Origin of the sequence: Vibrio clamense (assembly GCF_050337905.1) — a bacterium.
Lineage (GTDB): Bacteria > Pseudomonadota > Gammaproteobacteria > Enterobacterales > Vibrionaceae > Vibrio > Vibrio cortegadensis.
On record NZ_JAKJTJ010000020.1, the window covers coordinates 86,406 to 98,435 of the forward strand.

General features: G+C 42.2%; 11 protein-coding genes. 9 read left to right on the forward strand and 2 right to left on the reverse strand.

Annotated features, from left to right (window positions below; genetic code table 11):
- Window positions 1–236 precede the first annotated feature (236 nt).
- Together sppA and ansA are read left to right on the forward strand one after the other, a co-directional pair.
- Window positions 237–2,087, forward strand: coding sequence for a signal peptide peptidase SppA (gene sppA / locus L4C39_RS05490; protein WP_429744913.1), 1,851 nt, complete (start codon window positions 237–239; stop codon window positions 2,085–2,087).
- 127 nt (window positions 2,088–2,214) lie between these two features.
- A complete protein-coding gene (gene ansA, locus L4C39_RS05495) occupies window positions 2,215–3,228 on the forward strand; it encodes an asparaginase (protein WP_113799886.1) in 1,014 nt (337 codons plus the stop codon).
- Between the two features lie 100 nt (window positions 3,229–3,328).
- Here ansA and L4C39_RS05500 read toward each other — a convergent pair whose 3' ends face one another.
- Entirely contained in the window at window positions 3,329–3,613 is a 285-nt protein-coding gene (locus L4C39_RS05500; RefSeq protein ID WP_017053090.1) for a YeaC family protein, read from the reverse strand.
- Window positions 3,614–3,716: 103 nt separating this feature from the next.
- Between L4C39_RS05500 and L4C39_RS05505 the strand changes: the two genes are divergently transcribed.
- Window positions 3,717–4,544 (forward strand): DUF2989 domain-containing protein, encoded by an 828-nt coding sequence (locus L4C39_RS05505; protein WP_261888420.1) that lies wholly within the window; start codon window positions 3,717–3,719, stop codon window positions 4,542–4,544.
- 67 nt (window positions 4,545–4,611) lie between these two features.
- Here the strand turns inward: L4C39_RS05505 and msrB are convergent, their stop codons facing one another.
- The gene (gene msrB, locus L4C39_RS05510; protein ID WP_084654965.1) at window positions 4,612–5,049 is read right to left on the reverse strand and encodes a peptide-methionine (R)-S-oxide reductase MsrB; all 438 of its coding nucleotides are present in this window, start codon (window positions 5,047–5,049) and stop codon (window positions 4,612–4,614) included.
- A gap of 319 nt (window positions 5,050–5,368) precedes the next feature.
- On the opposite strand from msrB, the gene gap reads away from it, so the two are divergent.
- From gap to L4C39_RS05540, 6 genes are all read left to right on the forward strand, one after another.
- Entirely contained in the window at window positions 5,369–6,364 is a 996-nt protein-coding gene (gene gap, locus L4C39_RS05515; RefSeq protein WP_029203427.1) for a type I glyceraldehyde-3-phosphate dehydrogenase, read from the forward strand.
- A 279-nt stretch (window positions 6,365–6,643) separates the two neighbouring features.
- Complete coding sequence (locus tag L4C39_RS05520; RefSeq protein ID WP_429744915.1) at window positions 6,644–7,528, forward strand: D-hexose-6-phosphate mutarotase; 885 nt, start codon at window positions 6,644–6,646, stop codon at window positions 7,526–7,528.
- 120 nt (window positions 7,529–7,648) lie between these two features.
- Window positions 7,649–8,467 (forward strand): 23S rRNA (guanine(745)-N(1))-methyltransferase, encoded by an 819-nt coding sequence (gene rlmA, locus L4C39_RS05525; RefSeq protein ID WP_429744917.1) that lies wholly within the window; start codon window positions 7,649–7,651, stop codon window positions 8,465–8,467.
- A 121-nt stretch (window positions 8,468–8,588) separates the two neighbouring features.
- Window positions 8,589–9,566, forward strand: coding sequence for a ChaN family lipoprotein (locus L4C39_RS05530; RefSeq protein ID WP_429744919.1), 978 nt, complete (start codon window positions 8,589–8,591; stop codon window positions 9,564–9,566).
- A 236-nt stretch (window positions 9,567–9,802) separates the two neighbouring features.
- Window positions 9,803–10,156 carry a hypothetical protein gene (locus L4C39_RS05535; RefSeq protein ID WP_017053083.1) on the forward strand — a complete coding sequence of 118 codons (354 nt, stop codon included), beginning with the start codon at window positions 9,803–9,805 and terminating at the stop codon, window positions 10,154–10,156.
- Between the two features lie 295 nt (window positions 10,157–10,451).
- Complete coding sequence (locus L4C39_RS05540; protein ID WP_371712286.1) at window positions 10,452–12,029, forward strand: alkaline phosphatase; 1,578 nt, start codon at window positions 10,452–10,454, stop codon at window positions 12,027–12,029.
- The last annotated feature ends 1 nt before the right edge of the window (window position 12,030 follow it).

A 12,030-nucleotide genomic window follows, 5' to 3' on the forward strand; every position in this document is an offset into this window, starting at 1 on the left:
GTTTACAATTTTGTAACACCGATCATCTTGTTCTACTTTCAAATAGCAACAAAACATTGAAAGAGAAGCTAAAATAAAAAGTAATGGTTGATAATCACATAGATAAGAATCAACGCTGGCGTGTCAATCTTGAGGTGGTTTGCTTCAAACAATTAACGTAGGATAAGTAACTAATATTATTGAGTTTACTCTCCAACTAATCATCAGCACTCATCCATATGAGTTGTGGGGACCCGATGAAAACAGTATTTAACTTTATACGCATGATTTTTAAAGGTATTTGGAAAGCCATTACTTTTATTCGTCTTGCTCTGGCTAACCTGCTCTTTTTGCTCAGTATTGCCATTGTTTATTTTGTCTATTTCCATGGTAATGCCGAACAACCGCAAGTACAGAAAGAGTCAGCACTGGTTCTTAATCTTTCTGGGCCGATTGTGGAGCAAAGTCGCCAAATCAATCCAATGGATTCAGTCACAGGCTCACTGCTCGGACAAGATCTTCCAAAAGAGAATGTGCTTTTCGATATTGTGGAAACCATCCGAGCCGCAAAAGACGATGAAAAAATCACAGGTATTGTGCTCGCCTTGCGTGAATTACCAGAAACCAATTTAACGAAGTTGCGTTACATCGCTAAAGCACTCAATGAGTTTAAATCTTCAGGTAAACCTATTTACGCCATTGGCGATTTTTATAATCAGAGCCAATATTATTTAGCCAGTTATGCCGATAAGGTTTATCTGTCTCCTGATGGTGGCGTAATGATCAAAGGGTATAGTGCTTACTCCTTATATTACAAAACCTTACTAGAAAAGTTAGACGTCAGTACCCATGTATTCCGTGTCGGTACATATAAATCAGCCATTGAACCTTTCATTCGCGATGATATGTCAAAGGCAGCGAAACAATCTGCATCACGTTGGTTGACTCAACTATGGGGCGCGTATGTTGATGACGTATCCAATAATCGCCAAATAGATGTCAAAACACTGAACCCTTCAATGAAAGAGTTCCTTGCTCTGATGAAATCCGTCGATGGTGATCTTGCAGCTCTCTCTTTGAAACTAGGTTTAGTGGATGAACTTGCGACTCGACAACAAGTTAGAGCAGCAATGGCTGATGTATTTGGCAGTGATGGTAACGACAGCTACAACGCTATGGGGTATTACGAATATCGCACCACACTTGCACCACAGCTCAATACTGCGAGTGACGATATTGCAGTGATCATTGCAAGTGGCGCTATTCTTGATGGCCAGCAACCACGCGGTACTGTCGGTGGAGACACAACAGCCGCTCTACTTCGTCAGGCTCGAAATGATGACAAAGTTAAAGCGGTGGTTTTACGTGTTGATAGCCCGGGTGGAAGTGCGTTCGCATCAGAAGTTATTCGCAACGAAGTTCAAGCGATTCAAGCGTCTGGAAAACCCGTAGTTGTATCTATGTCTAGTCTTGCTGCTTCTGGTGGCTACTGGATTTCCGCGGGAGCCGATCAAATTATGGCTCAGCCGACAACATTGACTGGATCGATTGGTATTTTCAGTGTGATCACGACGTTCGAAAAAGGCCTTAATAAGCTAGGGGTATACACTGATGGCGTAGGAACATCACCATTCTCCGACGTTGGGATCACGAAAGGTTTATCCAAAGGCGCAGCCGATGCCTTCCAGCTAGGAATTGAACATGGTTACAATCGCTTCCTTGGGTTAGTTGGTGAGAGCCGTAACATGTCCCGTGAACAAGTGGACTCTGTCGCTCAAGGTCGAGTTTGGACAGGCCAAGATGCATTGAAACATGGCCTGGTCGATAAAATGGGTGATTTCGATGATGCTGTTGCGCTTGCTGCTGAGCTCGCACAATTAAGTGAATACAATATTTACTGGGTGGAAGAGCCACTTTCACCAGCAGAGCAATTTATACAGGAGTTTATCAATCAAGTTCAGATATCCGTTGGGCTAGATGTTAATTCTTTGCTTCCTGCGAGCATTCGCCCTATCTCAGAACAATTAACTCAAGACGCTCAATTACTCAACAGTTTTAACGACCCTAAAGGGCAATATGCTTTTTGTTTAAACTGCCAAGTTCAATAATAGTTAACTGAGTATCAACTATTGAATAAAAGGGGGGCCTCTATGTGAGGCTCCCCTTTTTATTGCGTGACGATTGGATATATAATCGCAGCCCTGTTCCCTACATAACATTAAGTGATTTCAAGCTATGGCTAGAAAACATATCTATATCGCCTACACAGGCGGAACCATCGGCATGCAAAAATCAGATCATGGCTTTGTTCCTGTTGCTGGTTTCATGGAAAAACAATTACAAAGCATGCCTGAGTTTCATCGACCAGAAATGCCAGATTACACAATCCACGAATACGAACCTCTGATCGATTCTTCAGATATGACACCAATGGATTGGCAACAAATTGCTGATGACATTAGAGAAAACTACGATAAGTATGATGGGTTCGTTATTCTTCATGGTACTGATACCATGGCATATACCGCTTCGGCCTTATCGTTCATGCTTGAGAACTTAGGCAAACCAGTCATCGTAACGGGTTCACAAATCCCTCTGGCTCAGTTACGTTCTGACGGTCAAGCTAACTTGCTTAATGCGCTTCATATTGCAGCCAACTACCCTATCAATGAAGTGTCGCTCTTTTTCAATAATCAATTGATGAGAGGTAATCGTAGTACTAAATCTCACGCAGATGGTTTCAGCGCATTTACTTCACCAAACATGCCAGCACTACTAGATGCAGGGATTAACATCCAGATAAACAGCAGCATTACGGTCAACCAGCAACCTGAAGGCGCTTTTAAGGTTCACGATATTACACCTCAACCTATTGGTGTAATTACAATGTACCCAGGCATTTCACACGAAGTCATTCGCAATACATTGCTACAGCCTGTAAAAGCGATGATCTTACTTACTTTTGGAGTAGGTAATGCACCACAAAACCCTGAGTTGCTAAGCCACTTAAAAGATGCGTCTGAGCGTGGCGTGATAGTGGTCAACCTAACGCAATGTCTGGCTGGAAAAGTCAATATGGGGGGTTATGCAACAGGCTGTGCTCTTGCGGAATCAGGTGTGATTAGCGGCTTCGACATGACCCCAGAAGCGGCGTTAGCTAAGCTACACTTTTTACTTAGCCAAAACTTAAGCTATGACGAAATTAAAACCAAAATGCAGCAAGTTCTGCGTGGTGAAATGAGCCTATAAAATAGTATCCACACTACCGTCATGGTATACAAAAAAGGGTTGGTGAACGTATTCATCAACCCTTTTTTATTAAGCTTTATATTGTATTAGAGATGACGCATTAACCACGACTCACGTTCATTCTCACGATATCGCTTTGATCAGCTTGAAACTGTTTTTTTAATTCAGCTTTCGACTTAAAGCTAATATCGCCACCTGCCGCAACTGTCATATGTTGCGCATCTACATTATGCTTAGATTGATACAACATCACAGCTTGCATACATGAATCTCGCTGCTCTTTAGAAAGTGATGTACCCTCAGGCCACTTGCCTGTTTCTACAGCAAAATTTAAACGTTCGTAAACTTCAGGAGTCATCGCGTCGAGTAATTGTTCTGGGTTCATAATGCACCTTATATTGACCACTTGCAGACAGAACATAACCCGTTGATAAACTGAGTCAAGGATTGTTAAAAAAATAAGTCTATTCGATCACAAGAGAGTAACAATGAAAACTCTAAAATGGCTAGTCGCTCTTTCTGTACCACTCATCGTTAGTGGCTGCTTTGAAAATAATAACACCACAGAAAAACTGTGTAATAACAACCCAGATCTACGTTGTGACCAACTCAATATGAATGATGGTCAATGCCGTTTACCGAGAACGGATCTTATCTGGCACCGATTTGAAGTGAAGAAAAACCCAACGGATGACAATAAAATCAAAGAGTATGAATTTGTCGCTGCTTACAGTAAGTGTCTAGAACTCGCATCTCAAATCGCCCCTATCGATCAAACTCTTTTGAAACAAAAACGTTTTAACGCTCTGATACACAGCATCGCGGAAAAAGAACGTATTGCCGGAGAGTTAACAAACTCTACCGCGCCCAACACGCTCTATTTTTTATGGAGCCAAATTGGCAGTGACAATGCCCGTAGAAAATTTTTGCGCTTAGAAGGGACAAAACAACTCGAAACCGCTGAGCTACAGTACGCACTTGCGACCTTCTACACGACTCGTGATAAACCGAAAACCATTTCTTTGCTGCACAATGCCCTCGTCTTAACCAAGCCAGGTAAGTTAAATAGCGAAATCGTAAAATCGCTTGCGAGCATTAACCAGTCTCTTGGGTATTCTGAGCACTCTTACATTTGGGCCATTGTCGGTAAAGAATTTGAAGTTCCCATTGCTTCTGAACGCGACTTACAGCGAATGTATGGTTTTGATCAAGAAAAAGTCGACCGACTCAACACCATCGCTGAAAATATCGCAGACGAGATAAAAGACGGTAACTATTCTCGAAACATGCTGCCTAAAATAGACAAGCTGCAATAAATACTATGCGATCAGTTGAACCTATCGTTTAATAAAGCATTGAAAGAATGAGACAATAAGCGGTGAATTATTCACCGCTTTTTTCTTTTTTGTTGAAAACTAACGACACCGAGTTGACACAAAATCTTTCATTTGTTGTTGGAGGCCCATCAGGAAAAACGTGACCTAGGTGGCTATCACATGCAGCACAGCGGATCTCGACTCGCTTCATTCCGTGACTTGTATCCTCTAAATATCGGATCGCTTCATCATTGATCGGTGCATCGAAACTTGGCCAACCACAACCAGAATCGTACTTATTATCTGAGATAAACAGTGGCGACTGACAGCAGGTACAGCAATAGATACCCGTCTCTCTATTGTGCAATAATTTTCCAGAAAAAGGCGCTTCTGTTCCTTGTTCCCGACAAACCTTATATTCGGTATCAGACAAGGCCTCACGCCAGTGTTCATCAGGCTTTCGCATCTTATTAACATCATTATTCATGTTAACATCTCTCCATATCTGCAATTAGTTCATTCATTATTTTGCATAAAAACTTGCACCAACGGCCTTTTGTAGCACATACTTTCTTTCCGTGACACATTGGACACAAAACATTTAAATTGCTTTATCATTTTAGGGCATTTTACCCCAACTGGAAGAGCCCCGAACAGGCGTTTACGTTCAAAAAGTAATCATTTGCATAAGAATGTTAAGAAAAGCGGTGCTTTTTTTTGACTTTAAACAAGTTAAGACGGATTATCTATTGCAGATGGTAACTGGGTTCTGTAATTTTACTACCAGTTATCTTAAATCAGAAATTAAGTTGTGGAGCAACATAATGACTATCAAAGTTGGTATTAATGGTTTTGGTCGTATCGGCCGTTTCGTATTCCGTGCAGCACAAGAACGTAATGACATCGAAGTTGTAGGTATTAACGACCTTATCGATCTTGACTACATGGCTTACATGCTAAAATACGATTCAACTCACGGCCGTTTCAACGGTACTGTTGAAGTTGAAGGCGGTAACCTAATCGTTAACGGTAAAACTGTTCGTGTAACAGCTGAGCGTAACCCAGAAGAACTTAAGTGGGATGCAATCAACGTAGACGTTGTTGCTGAAGCTACTGGTCTTTTCCTAACAGACGAGACTGCACGTAAGCACATCACTGCTGGTGCTAAGAAAGTTGTTCTTACTGGTCCTTCAAAAGACGCAACTCCTATGATCGTTATGGGCGTTAACCAAGACACTTACGCTGGTCAAGACATCGTTTCTAACGCTTCTTGTACTACTAACTGTCTAGCTCCTGTAGCTAAAGTTCTTAACGACAAGTTCGGTATCGAATCTGGTCTTATGACTACAGTTCACGCTACTACAGCAACTCAAAAAACTGTAGATGGCCCTTCTGCTAAAGACTGGCGCGGTGGCCGTGGTGCTTCTCAAAACATCATCCCATCTTCAACTGGTGCTGCTAAAGCTGTAGGCGTTGTTCTTCCAGAACTAAACGGCCTTCTAACTGGTATGGCTTTCCGTGTACCAACTGCTAACGTTTCTGTAGTTGACCTAACAGTTAACCTAAAAACTGCTGCATCTTACGAAGCAATCTGTGCTGCTATGAAAGAAGCATCTGAAGGCGAACTTAAAGGCGTTCTTGGTTACACTGAAGACGCAGTTGTATCACAAGATTTCATCGGTGAAGTTCAAACTTCAGTATTCGATGCTAAAGCTGGTGTTGCACTAACTGACAAATTCGTTAAAGTTGTATCTTGGTACGACAACGAAATCGGTTACTCAAACAAAGTTCTAGACCTAATCGCTCACATCTCTAAGTAAGCATTAGTTTAGACTTTCTTTGAAAGCTAACTTGAAAGGTTTTCGAATCTTTTAAGTATAAAGGGCGACTTAATTGTCGCCTTTTTTGTACCTGCTATTTAGCATTAACCTCAGAAATCAGAACTAACTGCTAACTGCTAACTGCTAACTGCACATTTTAAAGCTTAGGATCGTCTTGCAATATCTCGGTTCAATACTGCAAACACACATTTACTAAAATGCATTCGATTGCCATGTGCACGTCGGCAATCGAATGCAATCTTACTCAAGGAGTATCTAATGACTTTACGCCACTTTCCAACAGTGTCAGTTCTATCTGACAACGTCACCATCATTGAAAAAAACGGTATTAAAATTGTTCGAGTGATCCACGAAAAAGCAGAAGCAGGTATTTCTTTGCACGGTGGGCACGTCTTATGGTTCAAACCTCAAGGACAAGATGATGTCATTTGGCTAAGTGACAATGCAGAATTCGATACTGCAAAAGCATTTCGTGGAGGCATTCCTATCTGCTGGCCTTGGTTTGGTCGCATCGCCGCACCTGCTCATGGTTTTGCACGTACGAGCCAATGGACACTGATCGATCACCGAGAAAACCATCATGGCGTCATCGTTAGCCTAGGGCTCGAACAAAATGAGCGCACTCTTGCCATATGGCCGCATCAATTCCAAGCCCGCGTAAACATCGAAATAACAGAAACACTGAAAGTCACTCTGGATGTCAGCAACACCGATACCAAGCCATGGGTTTTCTCAGGAGCCCTCCATACCTACCTCAATGTTGGTGATATTCACCAAACTCAAACTACCGGTATGGGTTCTGAATATATTGATAGCCTACTTGATGCGAAAGTATGCCAAGGTGGAGATGTGCTAACACTCACCGATACCATTGATCGCGTTTACACCTCTCCAACGGATCAGATTGAAGTTCAAGATGACCAACTACAACGCACTCTTGTGGTTAAAAACCAAGGCGATAATTCAGCCGTATTATGGAACCCGTGGGCTCAAGGCGCTCAAGGTATGGCTGATATGACTGATGACGGCTACTTGACCATGTTATGTGTAGAATCGGCTTTACATGCCCCAAGCATCGAAATGGGTAAGACATTGCAACCAGGTGAAAGCCACCAACTCGTTACTGAAATTTTAGTTAAATAATCCAATTGAATAAAATGAATTCAGCGAGAGAGCGTCGCCGTATTTATTGGTGACATGAGGCGCGGTTTTGGTAAACTTGCGCCTTATTTTTTAGTAGCAATATAACTCCCAAGGATCGTTATGGCTTATCAATGCCCACTATGCCAACAGGCTCTTTCGCAAGTAGACAAAACCTTTAAATGCGTCAAGAACCATCAATTTGATTTGGCAAAAGAGGGGTATGTAAACCTGATGCCGGCACATCATAAGCACAGTAAAAATCCAGGTGATAATAAGGAGATGATGCAAGCTCGTCGACGTTTTCTGGAAGGAAATCACTACGATCCTATGCGTCAAGAAGTCGCTCGCCTATGCCAATCATATTTAGCAGATACCAACTATCAACTTCTTGATATAGGTTGTGGCGAAGGTTACTACACCGATCAGATCGAACGAAGCATCACGGCTCAATCCCCAAATGCTCGCGTATTTGGACTCGACATCTCTAAAGTTGCCATTCGTTATGCAGCTAAACGCTACACTAATTGTCACTTCTCAGTAGCCTCAAGCCATCGCTTACCTTTCGCAGATCATTCTCTGGATGCCATTTTACGTATCTATGCCCCATGTAAAGCAGATGAGCTTGTACGCTGCGTGTCTGATCATGGTGTTGTTATCACCGTAACACCTGCTGGCCGTCATTTATATCAGCTTAGAGAGCGTATTTATGATGGAGTAAAGCTACACAGTGAAGAAGCAGAAGAGATTGAAGGCTTTGCGCTGGAGCATCAGCAAAAATTGAACTACATGATGGATTTGCCAGGCCAAGAGGCGTTCGACTTATTACAAATGACCCCTTTTGCTTGGAAAGCCAGCGATGAACTTCGACAAGAACTTAAATCAGCATCACTATTTCAATGCGAAGCTGATTTTATGCTTAGAGTCTACCGCAAACAGTAAGGCTTTTATCAAAAAGTCAAAAAGGCTTTTGCCATTATTTGTCGAGAATGATACTCATTATTATTGATAAATATAATCGCCTCCATTATTATCACCATCTTATTTTTTGGAGGCGGCGCATATGCGTATTATTTTTGTTTTTCTCACCACTCTACTCACAGGTTGCTCAGCAGCGTCTATTTTTAGCCCACAATCTGAAAACGTGCTCCACTCGGCTTCCGTCTCTGCGGTTCAAAATCAGCAAGTCCACACATTCTACGACTATCAACTTACCACTCCGACTGGCCAAATACTGTCAATAAGTGCGCTTCCTGAGCACATTACTGACGCCGATGTCATTTTAATTGGCGAGTGGCATACGCACTCAGCGATACACCGTTTTCAAACCGATTTGCTCAAACAGCTAAATACTCAAAAGGCCAATATCACTCTGTCGATGGAGCAATTCTCACGAGATTCACAACCTGTACTTAATCAGTATCTTGCAGGAGAGATTGGCGAACAACCATTCACGAAGCAAGCGAATGCATGGCCCAATTATGAAAGTGATTACCGTCCTCTCATCGAATATGCTAAGTCGAATCAGGTCGATGTGATCGCAGCAAACGCGCCAAAAGCCATCGTTCAGTGTATAGGGAGAGTTGGGCTAGAGTATTTAGAAACGCTTCCCGTTCAACAACGTCGCGACATTGCCGAAACGGTCGATAATTCTGCGTCTGAATATAAAGAAAAATTCATGGCATCACTGCACCACGGAACACCAGAGCAGACAGAAAAGCAGTACTCCGCACAGATTAGCTGGGATGAAACGATGGCAGAAAGTATCACCCATTACTTAGCTCAAAACCCTGACAAACAAGTGATGCACATTGCAGGAAAGTTTCATACTGAGGGTGGATTGGGCACCGCAACTTCAATCCTCAATCGTAACTCAGCATTGAACATTGTGGTGATCACGCCAGTTACTCAGCTTCAACCCAACAGTTCAGATTATCAACTGCTTGTTCTTGATCCCCCAACCCGTTTTGTTAAACCTGAAAATAGAATGAAAGCTTATAAAGCTCTCAGCCAACGCAACAAAGATCTGAAGTGTGACTAGCCCTTAATGATATTTCTCTTGGTGCCTATTCACTTAATAAGTAACAGGGCCAAGAGATACATCTATTTCCTTTCTAAAACTCAAATCCCCTCCTCTTACTAATGCCCATACGTTCAAGATGGCTCATTTTTTGCTTATTACCTTTCGAGCGTTTTTTATCCAAATTGAATCTAATTTACACAAGTTTTTCACGAACCTGTCGATATATTATCTGAAGGTTAGGAAGGGAGATCACCATGACACCTGTAGGTATGAGTTCAGCAACAGTTAACACTCAGCAACAGATCAAGCCTCAAATAGACAGCGATAAAGCCAGTGCCGTTGCTACCTCGTTGAAAGTAGAGAAAAATACTGTCACGCTATCCAATGAAGGTAAGGCTCTCCTTGCTGCCTTACAAGAAATTGATAAAGAGAGCACTAAACCAGCAGAAGATAAAACGGTTGGAGAAAAAGTGGAGGCATTCACACATGGCGCACTTGGTATGGATAGTCCTGAAAAAATAGAAGAGGAGAAAGACAGCTCATATTCGGCAGGGCAATATCTTTCCGCAGCGGTAACCGTTGGCGGCATAATTTTAGCTTTAGCGTAACTCAGCTAAGTCGGGTTAACTGATTCGAACGATCTATTACACAACCTTATACGCTAATTTCGTTAATGGGTATCTCACCCAGAATTTGCCGTGAACGTAAACTCTTCCTTTTCTTAGCTTCCTCCCTCAAAAACAACAATCTCACACGGCAGCCATCACCTTACTTGTAAATAGCACAAACCGATAACCCACTCCTTGAATTTTCTTTTCTGTCATAATAGTTTTCTATTAGTTTATTAAAACTGTCACATATCAATGATTAACTAAGCCCGCTTTTATCAATAAGGAATAGAAAATGAAGCCGTTAATCAAACCACTTATCTTAGCCGCAGCAACCTATACGCTCTCCTTCTCTGCTCTATCTGCTGAGATAAAAAATGTCATCCTAATGATTGGTGATGGCATGGGACCGCAACAAGTTGGTTTACTTGAAACATACGCTAATCGAGCGCCGCACTCCGTATATAAAGGAGAAACAACGGCTATCTATAAGCTCGCTCAACAAGGCGTAATTGGATCATCATTAACTCATCCAGAAGATGCGATTGTGGTTGATTCCGCGTGTTCAGCTACAATGCTAGCAACGGGTATCTATACGGGTTCAGAGGTTATCGGTATCAACTCAAATGGCGATCATGTTGAAACCGTATTAGAACAGGCAAAACGCATGGGGAAAGCGACTGGGTTGGTGTCAGATACACGTCTAACTCATGCCACTCCAGCCTCTTTTGCGGCTCATCAACCTCATCGTTCTTTAGAGAATGATATTGCATCAGATATGCTACATACTGGTGTTGATGTCATGTTATCTGGCGGATTACGTCACTGGATCCCGAAGTCGACGAATGACAAAAAACAAACTTATAAAGATCTACAAGCTCTGACAGGCGGTGATGTATACCTTAAATCAAAACGCAAAGATGAGCGAAATCTACTCGCTGAAGCCCAAACTGATGGCTACAGCTTAGCGTTTAACAAAACCATGTTAGACAGTGCTCAAGGCGATAAATTATTAGGTCTTTTCGCCTATTCAGGAATGAATGACGGCATCGCTTATACCAACTCGAAACGCGATCCGAACCGCACTCAACCTTCGCTTAAAGAGATGACAGAAAAAGCACTCAATGTCTTATCAAAAGATGAGGATGGGTTTTTCTTGATGGTTGAAGGAGGACAGATCGACTGGGCAGGTCATAGCAATGATGCAGGAACAATGCTACACGAAATGATTAAATTTGATGAGGCGGTAAACTCGGTCTACCAGTGGGCTCAAGGTCGTGAAGATACAATAATTATCGTCACTGCCGACCATGAGACAGGTTCATTCGGCTTTAGTTACTCTTCAGATAAGTTACCAAAACCAGAAAAACGCACTGGCGAAGCTTTTGAGAAGCGCAGTTATGCCCCTAACTTCAATTTCGGAAAGTTTGAAATTTTAGATGGCCTGTACAATCAAAAACAGAGTTATTACGGCATGATCAGCGCATTTGAAAAACTCGATGAAGCCCAACAAACACCAGCAAAACTGGCAGAGATAGTGAACCAAAATAGTGAATTCCCAATTACAGAAGCTCAAGCGGCAAAAGTAATGAAGAGTAAGCCCAACCCATATAGACTTGCTGGCCATAAATATTTAGATGCCGAGAATGTACCAGCGATAAACGACTTTGATGCATTTTTCCCTTACAACGACCGTGGTAATTTACTCGCAAGAGAACAAGCAACTGGCCAAAACACCGTTTGGGGTACTGGTACTCATACGCACACGCCAGTGAACGTTTTTGCGTGGGGACCAGCAGAAAACATTATCCCAGTGTCAAAAATTATGCACCACTCTGAACTGGGGCAATATATTAAAGACCAAGTAAAATAAT